Source organism: Phenylobacterium sp. (assembly GCF_041916435.1).
Lineage (GTDB): Bacteria > Pseudomonadota > Alphaproteobacteria > Caulobacterales > Caulobacteraceae > Phenylobacterium.
The window spans coordinates 472,755-486,999 of record NZ_JAYRZM010000002.1; the positions used below are offsets into that span (position 1 = coordinate 472,755).

10 protein-coding genes are annotated in these 14,245 nt (G+C 69.0%); 6 read left to right on the top strand and 4 right to left on the bottom strand.

All coding sequences use genetic code 11. The annotated features are described in order from the left end of the window. Positions 1-35: 35 nt before the first annotated feature. Together ACE3TA_RS07150 and ACE3TA_RS07155 are read left to right on the top strand one after the other, a co-directional pair. Positions 36-2,318 (top strand): TonB-dependent receptor, encoded by a 2,283-nt coding sequence (locus ACE3TA_RS07150; RefSeq protein WP_374571986.1) that lies wholly within the window; start codon positions 36-38, stop codon positions 2,316-2,318. A 207-nt stretch (positions 2,319-2,525) separates the two neighbouring features. After that, positions 2,526-3,482 carry a formylglycine-generating enzyme family protein gene (locus ACE3TA_RS07155; protein ID WP_374571988.1) on the top strand — a complete coding sequence of 319 codons (957 nt, stop codon included), beginning with the start codon at positions 2,526-2,528 and terminating at the stop codon, positions 3,480-3,482. Positions 3,483-3,498: 16 nt separating this feature from the next. On the opposite strand, the gene ACE3TA_RS07160 is transcribed toward ACE3TA_RS07155, so the two are convergent. Next, a complete protein-coding gene (locus tag ACE3TA_RS07160) occupies positions 3,499-4,674 on the bottom strand; it encodes an aminotransferase class III-fold pyridoxal phosphate-dependent enzyme (protein ID WP_374571990.1) in 1,176 nt (391 codons plus the stop codon). Positions 4,675-4,870: 196 nt separating this feature from the next. After that, on the bottom strand, positions 4,871-5,872 hold the full coding sequence (locus tag ACE3TA_RS07165) for an AraC family transcriptional regulator (protein ID WP_374571992.1): 1,002 nt from the start codon (positions 5,870-5,872) through the stop codon (positions 4,871-4,873). 172 nt (positions 5,873-6,044) lie between these two features. Here ACE3TA_RS07165 and ACE3TA_RS07170 point away from each other — a divergent pair, with 172 nt between their 5' ends. From ACE3TA_RS07170 to ACE3TA_RS07180, 3 genes are all read left to right on the top strand, one after another. Continuing rightward, positions 6,045-8,429, top strand: coding sequence for a TonB-dependent receptor (locus ACE3TA_RS07170; RefSeq protein WP_374571994.1), 2,385 nt, complete (start codon positions 6,045-6,047; stop codon positions 8,427-8,429). 96 nt (positions 8,430-8,525) lie between these two features. Beyond that, positions 8,526-10,007: a sulfatase-like hydrolase/transferase gene (locus ACE3TA_RS07175; protein WP_374571996.1), complete on the top strand. Its 1,482-nt coding sequence runs from the start codon at positions 8,526-8,528 to the stop codon at positions 10,005-10,007. Between the two features lie 122 nt (positions 10,008-10,129). Further along, positions 10,130-10,636: a 2,4'-dihydroxyacetophenone dioxygenase family protein gene (locus ACE3TA_RS07180; protein WP_374571998.1), complete on the top strand. Its 507-nt coding sequence runs from the start codon at positions 10,130-10,132 to the stop codon at positions 10,634-10,636. Between the two features lie 22 nt (positions 10,637-10,658). Here ACE3TA_RS07180 and ACE3TA_RS07185 read toward each other — a convergent pair whose 3' ends face one another. Both ACE3TA_RS07185 and ACE3TA_RS07190 read right to left on the bottom strand, forming a co-directional pair. Continuing rightward, positions 10,659-11,078, bottom strand: coding sequence for a Rid family hydrolase (locus ACE3TA_RS07185; protein ID WP_374572000.1), 420 nt, complete (start codon positions 11,076-11,078; stop codon positions 10,659-10,661). Next, complete coding sequence (locus ACE3TA_RS07190; RefSeq protein ID WP_374572002.1) at positions 11,075-12,337, bottom strand: MFS transporter; 1,263 nt, start codon at positions 12,335-12,337, stop codon at positions 11,075-11,077. Before ACE3TA_RS07190 ends, ACE3TA_RS07185 begins: the two co-directional genes overlap by 4 nt. A 328-nt stretch (positions 12,338-12,665) precedes the next feature. Here ACE3TA_RS07190 and ACE3TA_RS07195 point away from each other — a divergent pair, with 328 nt between their 5' ends. Beyond that, entirely contained in the window at positions 12,666-14,210 is a 1,545-nt protein-coding gene (locus ACE3TA_RS07195; RefSeq protein ID WP_374572004.1) for an arylsulfatase, read from the top strand. Positions 14,211-14,245 lie beyond the last annotated feature (35 nt).

The window sequence follows — 14,245 nt, forward strand, 5'->3', positions numbered from 1 at the left end:
GGTAATCCCCCGGCAAGCTCAGCAAGGGGATGCCAATGCCTACGCCCGTTTCATCGTACATCCGTTTAGCTCTGTGCGCCGGAGTCTCGGCTTTCGCGCTCGGGCTCACCGCCGGCCAGGCCTGCGCAAGCGAGGCGGCCGCGACCGACGCGGCCGACGCCAGCGTCGAGGAGCTGGTCGTCACCGCCCAGCAGCGCGAGCAGAAGCTGATCGACGTGCCGGTGCCGGTGACGTCCCTGTCCGGCGAGGTGCTCGACCGGTTCAAGATCCAGGGGCTCGGCGACCTGTCGCTCTACACGCCCGGCCTCCTGGTGCAGGAACAGAGCGTCCAGCGCTCGGGCTACAACCTGCGCGGCCTGACCCAGGACGACTCCAGCCCGGTGGCCGAGCCGGTGATCTCCATCTTCGTCGACGGCGTGGACAACAGCCGCCAGCAGGGCTCGATCTCGGAGCTGATCGACATCGCCCGGGCCGAGGTGGTGCGCGGCCCGCAGGGCACGCTGTTCGGCCGCGGCTCGGTGATCGGGGTGATGTCGATCGAGACGCGCCGGCCGACCCAGGGCTTCGAGGGCTGGGTGTCGGCCGAGGCGGGCAGCCTGAACCTGCGCAGCCTGAGCGGCATGGTCAACGCGCCCCTGATCAAGGACAAGCTGGCCTTCCGCGTGACCGCGCGGGTGAAGTCGCGGGACGGCGACGTCGACAACGTGGCGATCCCCGGCGGCAAGCTGAACGGGGTGGACACGTTCTACGGCCGCGCGAGCCTGAGGTTCACGCCCAACGAGATGGTGACCTCCGACCTGATCGCCAGCTACCAGGAGGACCACCCGCCGGCCACGCAATTCAAGTCGATCGTGGTGGCGCCGGCCGGCGGCGACGTGAGCCCCTTCACCCCCGCCGCGCAGGACCGTCCGGACCAGGGCATCGAGCGCTATGTCTCCAGCCTGACCTCGGACACCTCGATCGCCGCCACGCCCACCCTGACGCTGCGCTCGATCGCCAACATCCGCTACGTCGACGCCACCGAGAAGTGGGACGGCGACGGCACGGCCTACAGCTACATCATCGGCAACCAGTTCACGAAGCAGCACCAGGCCAGCGAGGAGCTGCGCGCGACCTGGACGCCCTCCGAGGACCTGACGCTGGTGGGCGGTGCGAGCTGGTTCCGCGAGAAGGTGGAGGACCGGATCGAGCTGGGGCTGAACGAGCAGTACCTGGTGGGCAGCTTCCCCTCGATCACCGCGCCGACCAAGGCGATCTACGCCAACACCAGCCTCTACGGCCTGCCGGTGTCGGCGATGAACATGTCCAGCCTCTACCGGATCAACACCCGCACCAGCGTCTCGGCCTACCTCAACGTCTCCAAGACCTTCCTGGAACGGATCACGCTTGAGGCGGGGCTGCGCTACACCCACGACAAGGCCGACACCGCCGCCAGCGCCGACGAGTACACCCTGGACGGCCGCAGGCCGCTGGCCCTGCCGTACGGCCTGTTCGGCGACAGCCAGGGCAACGTCTACAGCCACGGCTCGACCTTCAACAACCTGACGCCGCGCCTGGCGGTGAGCTACAAGCTGACGCCGAAGGTCAACGTCTTCATCGGCGTCGCCAAGGGCGTGCGCTCGGGGCTGGTGGACGCCTCGTTCAACCGCTCGACCGGAGCGCCGGACGCGATCTGGAGCGTCGTGCGGCCCGAGAAGGTGGTCAACGTCGAGGCCGGCTTCAAAGCCAACGTCGGCGCCTTCCTGGCCGAGGGCTCGGCCTTCTCCTACGACTACACCGACTTCCAGACGCTGGATCTCAGCCAGCTTCCGGGCAAGCTGGTCAACGCCGGCAAGGCCAGCGGCAAGGGCTTCGAGCTGGGCCTGCGCGGCGCGATCACCGACAATCTGCGGCTGATCTCGAGCTACGCCTACACCGACGCGAAGTTCGACGAATACATCGACTCCAGCGGCGCGGACCTGTCGGGCAACGTCTTCCGCCTGGCGCCCAAGCACAAGGCCTCGATCGCCCTGAGCTACGAACGGGACGTCGGCCAGGACCTGCGCCTGGCCGCGCGGGTGACCGAGTTCTACCAGTCCAAGACCTTCTTCAACGCCGACAACAAGCCCTACGAGAGCCAGAAGGGCTACGCCCTGACCAATGTGGGCCTGTCGCTGGGAAGCGTGTCGCGGGGCTGGAGCGCGGAGATCTACGCCAACAACCTGTTCGACAAGGACTACCTGCTCGACCTGGGCAACACCGGCAAGTCGTTCGGCCTGCCGACCGCGATCCGCGGCGAGCCCCGGATCGTCGGCCTGAGACTGCGCCAGGACTGGTGATCGCGGGCGATCCCTTAGGGATCAGGCTGGCAGCGTGAGCCGCATCGCCGTCCACCCCTGCGGCGAGCGGCGATGCTCCAGCCGGTGACGAAGGTGTTGGCGAAGGCGGGCGTCGATTGTCATGTATTGGCAAGCCCGGCGCGGCGGCGCGCCGCACAGTCGCGTCCGGGCCGCCGGCTTCCCGCGGGCGGATCAGGATTGACGTCGATGAGCAGCCTTCGCGAACCCAACCCGCCCGTCGCGCCCGAGACGGACATGGCGCGCATCGAGGCGGGCGAGTTCCTGATGGGATCGGACCGGTTCTATCCGGAGGAGGGCCCGCCGCACCGGGTCTGGGTGGACGCCTTCGAGATCGACCGGACGCCGGTCACCAACCAGGCGTTCACCGCCTTCGTCGAGGCCACCGGCTATGTGACGCTCGCCGAGAAGGCGCCGAACCCGGCGGACTATCCCGGCGCGCCGGCGCACCTGCTGCAACCCTCCTCGCTGGTGTTCACGCCGCCGCCGCGGCCGGTGCGGCTGGACGACTGGAGCCAGTGGTGGAGCTTCGTGCCCGGCGCGAGCTGGCGGCGGCCGCTGGGACCGCGCTCGACGCTGAAGGGGCTGGAGACGCATCCGGTCGTCCACGTCGCCCATGAGGACGCCGAAGCCTACGCCGCCTGGGCGGGCAAGCGCCTGCCGACGGAGGCCGAGTGGGAGTTCGCCGCCCGCGGCGGGCTGGACGGCGCCGACTACGCCTGGGGCGACGAACTGACGCCGGGCGGCAAGTGGATGGCGAACACCTGGCAGGGCCTGTTCCCGAGCCAGAACCTGGCGCAGGACGGCTTCAAGCGCACCTCGCCGGTGGGCGCCTTCCCGCCGAACGGCCACGGCCTGGTCGACATGATCGGCAACGTCTGGGAGTGGACCAGCGACTTCTGGGCCGAGCAGCACAGCCCCGGCGAACGCCCGTGCTGCGCCGTGCGCAACCCGCGGGGCGGGACCGAGGCCGGCAGCCGCGATCCGCGCCAGCCGCACATCGCCCTGCCGCGCCGCGTGCTGAAGGGCGGTTCGCACCTGTGCGCGCCGAACTACTGCCGCAGATACCGCCCGGCCGCGCGCCACGCCCAGCACATCGATTCCTCGACGAGCCATATCGGCTTCCGCTGCGCGCGGTCGGTCTGAACGGGCAGCCGGCGCCCTAGCCGGCGGCGACCTCCGCGGCGGCGCGGGCGAAGCGGACGAGGCTCTCGTCCACCTCCTCGGCGGTGATGACGAGCGGCGGCTGCACCGTGAGCGTCGGGCTCATGCTGGTGCCGCGCACGTAGAGGCCCTGGCGCCAGCAGGCCTGCGACAGCTTGGTCGTCTGCTCCTGGGTGCGCAGGTCGATCCCGTAGAGCAGGCCGCGGCCGCGGATCACGCCGAAAATCTCGGGATGGTCGGCCATGACCGCTTCGAGCCCGGACTTCAGGCGCGCGCCGACGCTGGTCACGTGGGCGGCGAGGGCCGGATCGGCGTAGCGGCGCGCCACGACGCCGGAGATCGCCGCGCCGATCTCGCCGCCGCTGAAGCTGGAGATATGCACCGGCGGCATCTGGAAGAAGGTGGAGAACAGCTCGGCGCTGCAACTCACCGCGCCGACGGGATAGTAGCCGCCGGACATGCCCTTGCCGCTCACCAGGATGTCGGGCGCGGCGCCATGGCGCTCAAAGGCCCAGATATCCCCGGTGCGCAGCAGGCCGCCCTGGACCTCGTCGTAGATCAGCAGCGCGCCGCGCTCGTCGCAGATGCGGCGCACCTCCTGGAGATAGCCGTCGGGCGCCTCGAACACGCCCGCCGGCACCTGCACCGGCTCGATGCAGACGGCGGCGGTGTGTTCGTCGACCAGCGCCTCCATGCCGGCGACCGAACCGTAGCGGGCCTTGGCGACGGGGCCGGCGAGGGGGGCGTAGAGCTCCGGCGTGAAGGACGGGTCGTCCATGGCCAGGGAGAAGCCGATGTGGCCGTAGTAGCCGCCGCTCACCGACACCAGGTTCGGGCGGCGCGTGAAGCGCTTGGCGAGCTTGCAGGCCACCTCGAAGGCCTCCGACGCGCTCGGCGTGAAGTACACCCGCTCGAACTGGCTGGGCAGCAGCGCCTTGAAGCCCGCTTCGCCGGCGTCGCGGCGCTCCGAGGGCAGGGACCAGAGGCCGGCGTCGGCGCTGCGGATGATCTCGACCATCTCGTCGCGGATTTCGGGCGCGCAGAACCCCAGGTTGAAGGTGCCGCCGGCGCAATGCCAGGCGATGAAGTCGCCGCCCTTCTCGTCAGTCAGCCAGGAACCGGAGCGTGCGTGTTGTGGCCACAGGCCTTTGCGGCCCCCGGTTTGCGCTTTCATGTCGTCTTCAACCTTCCTTGCGCCGCGGCTCCGGAACGGGCCTGGGGCGATCGATGTCCGAGCGCCGGCCAACCGTGGCTGCGGCGGCGAGCCATCGACGACTAGCGGAAAGGTTGTTCGGAAAATTGATCTTTCACGACAGGTAATTGCTATTAGGCGGCACTCGTGCGCCGCCGCCCGCGCCATTTGTCGCAGATCAGGTGCGGACGTTGCGGGCCCAGCGGCTCGGGGCCATGCCGTGCCATCGGGTGAAGGCGTGGATGAAGGCGCTGTGTTCGGCGTAGCCGAGTTCGTAGGCGATGTTGGTCAGGGGCAGCCGGCCTTCCTGCAGCAGCCGTTCGGCCATCAGCCGCCGTTGGCTGTCGAGCAGCGTCGAGAAGCTGTAGCCGAGCTTCTGGAGCCGGCGCTGGTAGGTGCGCGGCTCCAGGCCGAGCTGCTCGGCCACCACCTCCAGCCGGCCGTGGGCGGCGGGCAGCAGCGTCTCCAGCAACACGCGCGTGGCGACGATGATGTCGTCGGCGCCCTGCGGCACCCGCTTTTCCAGGTACTCGATCATGAACCGGTGGATCATGGCGTCGCGGTTGGGCACCGGCAGATCGAGGTAGTGGCGATGGAACTCGATGCCGTCGAACGGCTGCTCGAAGGCCACGGGCGCGCCGTAGTCCTGCTCATATTGCTCTACGGATCGCAGGGCGCGGTGGCGCAGGCGCACCCGCAGGACCTCCAGCCGCTCGCCGAGGATCTCGGAGATCAGCCGGATGCCGAAGAGCAGCGACTCCTCCATCCACTGGTCGGCCTGGTGACGCAGGGACGGCTCCAGGTGGATCGCCCGCTGGACCACGTCGCCGCTGATCGTCAGCGATGAGCGGTAGCCGGTGTTCTGGATCGCCGAGTAGCGCGCCAGGTTGTCCAGGGCGGCCAGCAGGCTTTCGCTGTGCCGGGCGATCAGCAGCGGCGGGCCGATGATCGCGGCGCCCTGGAACTGGGCGAGCTTGACGCCGAAGCCCGGGTCGTTCAGCGCCTGGGCGGCCAACTCGTAGGCGCGCAGGCTCCTGCGCAGGGAAATCCAGTTCTCCTCGTCCTTCAGCGCCGACTGGGACAGGCCCGCGCGGCGCAGGATCGCGGCCGGATCACCGCCGTTCGCCAGCACGCAGGGGGCGAAGCCGGACAAGGATCTGGCGCGGACAATGGCTTCCATGGGGGCTCCCGAGTTTGACGTGCAAAGTCAACTCGGTGGCGCGAAATGGCAAGTCCGATGTCGTCGGTATGCGTACCAATTCCCCGACTGGGCGACAGATGTGCAGCAAGACGCCGCTGTCGCACCGGACCATCGGCGCCGCCCGGCGCCCACGAGGAGAGGGGGAGTTTCAGTGCTCGATCAAGGCAGAATTCAGCGCCGCCGGCGCATCCTGATGTTCACCGCCTCGTGGGTCGGGGTCGCGCTCGGCGGCTTCGCCGCGCCGGCGATGGCGGCCGACGCCGGGCCGGTGCAGGTGGAGACGATCGTGGTGACCGCCTCCAAGCGGCCGCAAGACGTCCAGGACGTTCCGATGTCGGTGTCCGCCTTCAGCGGCGATCAGCTTGAGAAGGCGAACATCACCGACGCCACCGACCTGGCGCACCTTGTGCCCGGCCTGACGATCGCCACCTCCAACAACACCCGCAACTCCTCGATCATCATCCGCAACATCGGCTCTTCGGGCACCAACCCCGGGATCGAGCCCAGCGTCGGGGTGTTCCTGGACGGCGTCTACATGCCCTCCAGCCTGAGCATCTTCACCGAGTTGACGGACATCTCGACGATCGAGACCCTGCGCGGGCCCCAGGGCACGCTCTACGGCCGCAACACGCCGGTGGGCGCGATCAACGTCACCACCAAGGCGCCGACCCAGGGCTTCGAGGGCATGGTCAGCGTCGGTCTCGGCAACTACGACAAGCGCCGGGTGGCCGGCTACGTCAACGGCGGCCTGACCGACACCCTGGCCGGCCGCCTGTCGTTCTGGAGCGACACGCGCGACGGCTATGTGCGCAACATCTACTTCGGTTCGAACACGAACTCCCAGGATCAGTGGGGCGTTCGCGGACGGCTGCGCTGGACGCCGGACGACCTGACGACGGTCGACGCCATCGCCTATTTCTCCAAGACCATGACGCATTGCTGCGTGGCCACCCAGGTGAACCCCTATGGTCCGGGCGGCATCGCCACGGCCGGCTTCCTCGCCTCGGCCGACGCCAACAATCCCGGCCACCCGTTCGTGGCCACCGGGGACTTCGAGGTCAATTCCGCCACCGAGCCGACGGGCGACACGCCGATCTACGGGGTTTCGCTGCAGGCGACGCGCAAGCTGCCGTTCAACGCCGAGCTGACCAACATCCTGGCGGGGAACACCGTCATCGACCGGATTCAGCGCCTGGCCGGGCCCTCCGTGCCGATCGAGGTGCAAAGCCAGATCCAGAAGCAGGTCTATCGGACCTACAGCGACGAGCTGCGCCTGTCGTCCACCGGCAAGAACCGGATCGACTACGTCGTCGGCCTCTACCTGTTCGGCAGCGACCTGGCCTACCTGCAGAACGCCACCCTGCTCGAGGGCGCGAACCGGGTCGTGGCGGGCGGCGCCACCTTCACGCCCGGCGACAACGCCAACTCCCAGTTCTCGCAGACGACCAAGAGCGCGGCGGTCTTCGGCCAGGCGACGTGGAACGTCACCGACGCCCTGCGCGTGACCGGCGGGCTGCGCTACAGCTACGACCACAAGAAGGCCGAGGCCTCGAGCGTCAGCCAGAACATCTTCACCGGCGGGGCGGCCTCGCCGCTCTTCGGCCTCGTCAGGTTCCCGTCGTTCACGGTGTCCGGCCTGAAGCGCACCGAAGACAGCACGACCTGGTCGGCGGGCGTGCAGTACGACGTCGCGCCGCGCGTGATGGTCTATCTGACGGCGGGCTCCGGCTTCAAGAACGGCGGCTTCAACGCCCGCGCCACGTCCGCCCCCTGGGACTTCGGTCCGGAGCGCTCGCAAACCTACGAGGTGGGCGTGAAATCCCGGCTGTTCGACGGGCGGATGTTGCTGAACGCGGACGTCTTCCAGATGGAGCTGAAAGACTACCAACTGTCGACGCTGAACGCCGCCACCGGCACCGGATTTGTTGTCGGCAACGCCGGCGACGCGAAGATCTCGGGTCTGGAAATGGACATGCAGGCCAGGCCGCTGTCGCCCTTGTCGATCACCGGCAACCTGAGCTGGACCCGCTCGGAATACTCCGACTATCCGGCCGGCCCCTGCATCTCGACCTATACGCCGACCGGGTCCTCGCCGCCCCCCGGCGCGCCGCAGCCCAATCCGCTGTTCCCCAAGTCGTGCGACTACACCGGCTATCCCCTGGCGTACGCGCCGCGGCTGACCGGCGCGCTGCATGCCCGGTGGGAACAGCCCTTCCGCGACAGCGGCTACAACTGGTTCGTCAGCGGCGGGGCCAGCTACACCGGCGGCCAGTACCTGGACGCCACGCTTGATCCCCGGAGCTGGCAAGGCGCCTACGCCCTCTATGACGCAAGCTTCGGGTTCGAGGCCGACGATGGAGCCTGGCGCCTGTCCGTCTGGGGCAAGAACCTCGGGAACAAGGCCTACTTCGTGAACGAGACGGCGCAGCTTTCCGGCGCCTACATCAGCGCCGGCGGGACGGCTGCCGCGAACGGCTATGTCGGCTGGTATGGCGCGCCGAGGACCTTCGGCGTGGAGCTGAGCCACAAGTTCTAGGCCGGCCGGCGAGCGTGCGGCCGCCCGCGCGCTCGCCAGCCGGAAAGAGTCGTGTAGGGATTTCATGAAGCTGGAGGCTGGCGTCGAATGAACAGGATGTTGCGGAAAACCCTGCTGATGATGGCGGGCGCGCTGGGAATGGGGCTCGCCGGCCGGGGCATGGCCGCCGAGCCCGCGCGCCAGCCGACGAACATCGTCGTGATCGTCGCCGACGACATGGGCTGGGCGGAGAACACGGTGGCCGGCAAGGGCACGCCGATGGGCTACCCCACGCCGAATCTGGAGAAGCTGGCCAAGAGCGGGGTGTTCTTCGATCGGGCCTATGTCACCGCCTCGGTCTGCGCGCCCTCGCGCGCGGCCCTGCTCACCGGGCGCTACCAGAACCGCTTCGGCTATGACCACCTGCCGGGCACCCTGGACCTGAAGCTGGACACCCTGCCGGCCGAGGTGAAGGACAAGCTCGGCGTGGCGACCAGCGAGCTCACGCTCGCCGACGTCCTGAAGTCGGAGGGCTATCGGACCGCCGCGATCGGCAAGTGGCACCTGGGCTACCAGGACAAGTTCTATCCGACCAACCGCGGCTTCGACGAGTTCTACGGCTTCCTGGGCGGGCAGACCCAGTACATCAGATCCTCGGCGCCGGGCGTGCACCTGGGCAAGGCCGGCGGGCCGGCCACCTCGCGCCACGCCGAGAAGCGGTTCCCCAGCACCATGTTCATGGAGGGGCCGAACCGCACCCCCGTGGACAACATGGACACCTATCTGACCGACGACCTCACCAACAAGAGCGTCGCGTTCATCGATCAGAACAAGGACAAGCCGTTCTTCCTCTACCTGGCCTACAACGCCATCCACGCGCCGTTCGAGGTGACGGACGAGTATTACAAGCGCTTCCCGAACATCAAGAACGAGGACGAGCGGATCAAGGCGGCGATGACCGCGGCGCTCGACGACGGGATCGGCCGGGTCATGGACGAGCTGGACAAGAAGGGCCTGCGTGAAAACACCATGGTCGTGTTCCTGTCCGACAACGGGTGCGCGATGTACCTGGAGGGCGCGTTCTGCAGCTGCCTGCCGCTGCGCGGCGGAAAGCTGAGCGAGTATGAGGGCGGGTTCCGCACGCCGATGATCATCAGCTGGCCGGCGGGCATGCCCAAGGGCGAGACCTACACCAAGCGGGTTTCGGCGCTGGACGTGTTCCCGACGGCCGTGGCCGCCTCGAAGGGCAAGCTGCCGAGCGACCGCGACTATGACGGGGTGAACCTGATCCCGTACGTGTCCGGCAAGGACAGCGAAACGCCGCACGACGTCCTGTACTGGGAGCGCGATCCCTACGAGACCATCCTGGCCGGCGACTGGAAGCTGTGGCGCGCCAAGGACGGCTCCGTGAAGATGCTGTTCAACCTCAAGGACGATCCGAACGAGGCGCACAACCTCTACGACTCGCGGCCGGACAAGGTGGCCGAACTCTCGAAGCGCCTCGAAGCGTGGTCCGCGACCATGCCGCCTGAATCCTTCCCCAGTCAGGCGACTGTGCCCGCGAACTACTGCGGGGCGGACCTGCACCTGCCCGTCTGATTGGACCGACGGGCGGGATCTGAAGGGCGGCTCGGCGCGACCGGCCGCCCTTCTTCTTTGTCTGACGTTTCGCCGCCGCGGCCGCCGCTGGCGGCCCACATGCAATCCTGAGGAGCCTTTCGATGAATGCGAGCGACGCCCGACGATACGCGGTCACCAGCCTGGCCGCGACGCCGCACACCCAGCACCTTGGGCCCGACGACCTGCCCTTCGTGACGATCAGCGAGGGGGTGGAGCTTCAACTGCTGCACGTCGATCTTTCGACCGGACTTTGGGTCAACCGTACGCGCCTGAAGCCGGGTGCCAGCGTCATCCGGCATCTGCACGCCGGCCCCGTGCACGCGGTGACCCTGCAAGGGCGGTGGTATTATCGCGAGAGCCCCGACCAGGTGAACGTGGCGGGCTCCTACCTGTTCGAGCCGGCCGGCTCGGTGCACACCCTGCAGGCGGCGGCCGACCAGGACGAGGACACGCTCGCGTGGTTCGCGATCTGGGGGCCGAACATCAATCTGCTCGACAGCGGCGAGGTGCACAGCGTGTTCGACGCCGGCACGGCGCTGCGGATCTATCGCGAGCTGTGCGCGGCGGCGCGGCTGAACATCGACAAGCTGATCGTGGCCGGCGCCTGAACGCCGGCGCGCCGGCGGCGGCTCAACGGCCGCCGGCGGCCGGTCCCGCGAGCGCCAGGGCGGTCACCTCCACCAGCAGACCCGGGGCGGCGAGGGCGGTCACGCCGACGCTGGTCCAGGCCGGATAGGGCGGCGTCATGCGCCGGGCCCTGGCCGCGACAAAGGCGCCGACGTGGGCCGACATGTCGCCCACGTGGTAGCTCGTCAGGCTGAAGACGTCCGCCAGGCTCGCGCCGGCTTCGGCGAGCACCAGTTCGAGGGCGTCGAACAGGTGCTCGAGCTGCTCGCCCAGGCCCTCCGGAATGCGGCCGGTGCGCAGGTCGATCCCCACCTGGCCGGAGACGTGGAGCACGCCGTTGACCAGGACGGCGGGGGAGAAGCCCAGGCGCTCGCCGACGGCGGCGAGCGGGGCTGGAGCGATGATCCGCACGGAGGGGTTCATGCCGCCGCGACCGGATTGGCGGCCGGCCGGGAGCGGTTCGCCCGGGCGACCACGCAGGTGACCAGGAAGCTCAGGGCGAAGAAGACCGCCGCCAGCACCAGGGGGCCGGTGAAGCCGTCGGCGCCGACCAGCGCGGCGCCGGCGAGCGGGCCGACCACGACGCCGGCCTTCAGCATCAGCAGGAAGATCACCGCGCCCCGGCCGGTTCGGTCGGCCTGCAAGGCGACCCCGATCTGGTAGGAGGTCGCGAAGTTCATGAAGAAGCCGTAGATCGCCAGGGCGGCCGCATAGGCGAAGAAGCCGTGCAGGAAGAAGCCGAGCAGGCCGAGGGCGACGAGCTGGAAGACGGTCGTCGCCAGGAGCGGCAGCACCCGCCCGAAGCGCACGCCGAGCGCCCAGGCCGCCGTGGAGCCGGCCATGCCGGCGACGGTGGCGATCGACAGGCCCTTGGCGACGTCGGCGTGGGTGAAGCCGGCGGTCACGCCGATCCGCTCGATGTAGGTCCAGCTTGCGCCGAAGGCGAGGAAGAACATGAAGACCGGCAGGGTGGCCGCGACGATCGCCCCCACCGCGCTGCCGGACAGCGGCGCGCCGCCGCCAGTGTCGCCGTGGGCCGCCTCCGGACGCGGCCAACGTCCCGCCGCCGGCAGGAGCCAGCTCAGGCCGAGCGCCGGCAGGACATAGAGGGCGAGGAAGCCGAACGCGCCCTTGGAGCCGAAGCCGTCGACCGCGGCGGGGATCGCCAGGAAGGCGATCGAACAGGCGCCCTGCTGGACGATGTTGAAGATCGCCGTCTTGCGCTCCGGATTGGTGCTGTCCCCGAGGACGGTGTTGCCGAGCGCCATCATCGAGCCGGCGAAGAAGCCGGCGACGAACCGGGCGGCCAAGAGCGGCGCCAGCTCGGTGCAGAAGCCGGAGAGGACGTGGGCGCCGACCAGGGCCGCGCTCATGCCGAACGCCGTGTGGCGCCAGTTGAGCCGGCGCACCCAGAACAGCGCGGCCGCGGAGGCGGCGAACATGCCGAGCATGTCGGCCGTGGCCACCAGGCCGGCCTGGGCCGGGCTGATCGGCAGGTGGTCGGAGATGACGCCGACCAGGATCGGCGTGAGCGGATAGTTGAGCGAGCCGAACACCAGGATCAGCAGCGCCGCCGTGATCGCCAGCGGATGATCGACGGCGTGCCGCGCGGCGCCCGGGGCGGCGGCCGCAATCTCGACGGGGGCGGACGCCCGCGGTCCGGTGGTCGCTTCGACGGTCAAGCTGGTCCCCTTGCATGGTGCGATGCGCAATGCGCGTCCCGCCGACTATCCGGTCGCCGCGGCATGGCGACTTGATTCCGCGCGTCACCGAAATTGATCCGAAGCGACATCGCGCGCCAGGGAGGCCGGCCCGCTCGCGCCCGTCGCCTTTTGCCGGACGCGTGGCGCCGATTATCAAGTCGCCTGGCGGATCTGCGGCTAGCGTTTTGGTGGGGCAAGGGCTGGCGAAGCGCCGCGGACGACTTGCCCCGGCGGAGGCGGGCGTTGTCGGCGCCAGGTCTGGGACCGCCTGCATGGCCGTGGCGCACAGCGTGCGGAGGCCCCGGCCATGAGCGATAGCAAGACATCAGTCCACGGAACGACAGGCGAAGGGTCTACGGCCAGCCGGCGCAGCCTGCTGCTCGGCGGGGCGGCCGTCGTCTCGGCTGTCGCCGCGGCGGGCAAGGTCGCGGCCGAGACGCGCCCCGCCAAGCCGCGCTCCGCGGCGAAGGGGCAGCCGAACATCGTCTTCATGATGGTGGACAACTACGGCTACGGCGACCTGGGCTGCTACGGCGGCGGCGAGCTTCGCGGGGTGCCCACGCCGCGGGTGGACAAGCTGGCGGCCGAAGGCCTGCGCCTGACCAACTTCAACGTCGAGCCGGAGTGCACGCCGAGCCGCTCGGCCCTGCTCACCGGACGCCTGCCGATCCGCAGCGGCACCAGCAAGGTGGTTCAGACCGGGGGCAAGGACGGCCTTGCGCCGTGGGAGTACACGCTCGCCGAACTGCTGTCCGACAGCGGCTACGCCACCGCCTGCTACGGCAAGTGGCACCTGGGCTCGAGCGAGGACCGCTTCCCGACGAGCCAGGGCTTCGACGAATGGTTCGGCATTCCGCGCAGCAGCGGCGAGGTGAACTGGCCGCTGCAGCCGGGCTTCGATCCCACGCAGTATCAGTACCAGCCGGTCTACGAAGGGCGGAAGGGCGAGCCGAGCCGCAAGCTGAAGCCCTATGACCGCACCGCGCGTTCTCTCATCGACCGGGAAATCACCGACCGGGCCGTCGCCTACATCGACAAGCACGCCAAGGCCGGCAAGCCGTTCTTCCTGTACCTGCCCTACACCCTGCCGCACGATCCGCCGCTGACGCATCCGGACTTCACCAAGCCCAACCGTTCGCACTACCAGAACGCCATGGACGAGATCGATCACAACGCCGGGCGGGTGATCGACGCGGTGGACGCGGCCGGCATCGCCGACAACACCATCGTCGTGTTCACCAGCGACAACGGCCCGCAGACCCTGCAGGGGATCGGCATCGACTTCGGCGGCCAGTCCGACAGCGGCCCGTTCCGCGGCGAGTTCCCCAGCGGATGGGAGGGCGCGATCCGCACGCCCTGCGTCATTCGCTGGCCGGGCCGCACGAAGCCGGGCCGGGTCTCGAACGGGATCGTCGCGCTGCTCGACTTCTATCGCACCTTCGCCAATGTCGCGGGATCTTCGGACAAGGTGCCGACGGACCGTGCGGTCGACTCGCTGGACATGACCGACTTCCTGTTCGGCGACCAGGACGCTTCGCCGCGCGAGCACGTGATGTTCTTCCACAACGACCGGCTGCTGTCGGTGAAGTACAGGAACTACAAGGTCCACTTCGAAATCCGGGAGCAGCCGAGAGGGGCGGTGGTCTCCACCGGCCAGACGGCGACGACGGCCTATCGGGAAGATCTGCCCAATCCCTGGGTGTTCGACATCGAGAACGATCCCAAGGAGATCTGGAACATCATCTCCACCAATCCCTGGGTCATCCGGCCGGTGACGAAGATCCTCATGGCCTACGAGAAGAGCGTCGCGCAGTATCCGAACGTGGCGACGGGGTCGGAGGGCCCGGCCTAGGACCGCCTTCGGCGTGGGCGGCGGCCCCGCCCCCC

Coding starts and splice junctions, on each gene's coding strand:
- ACE3TA_RS07150 (WP_374571986.1), top strand. CDS start 36: ATGCCTACGCCCGTTTCATCGTACATCCGTTTAGCTCTGTGCGCCGGA.
- ACE3TA_RS07155 (WP_374571988.1), top strand. CDS start 2,526: ATGAGCAGCCTTCGCGAACCCAACCCGCCCGTCGCGCCCGAGACGGAC.
- ACE3TA_RS07160 (WP_374571990.1), bottom strand. CDS start 4,674: ATGAAAGCGCAAACCGGGGGCCGCAAAGGCCTGTGGCCACAACACGCA.
- ACE3TA_RS07165 (WP_374571992.1), bottom strand. CDS start 5,872: ATGGAAGCCATTGTCCGCGCCAGATCCTTGTCCGGCTTCGCCCCCTGC.
- ACE3TA_RS07175 (WP_374571996.1), top strand. CDS start 8,526: ATGTTGCGGAAAACCCTGCTGATGATGGCGGGCGCGCTGGGAATGGGG.
- ACE3TA_RS07180 (WP_374571998.1), top strand. CDS start 10,130: ATGAATGCGAGCGACGCCCGACGATACGCGGTCACCAGCCTGGCCGCG.
- ACE3TA_RS07185 (WP_374572000.1), bottom strand. CDS start 11,078: ATGAACCCCTCCGTGCGGATCATCGCTCCAGCCCCGCTCGCCGCCGTC.
- ACE3TA_RS07195 (WP_374572004.1), top strand. CDS start 12,666: ATGAGCGATAGCAAGACATCAGTCCACGGAACGACAGGCGAAGGGTCT.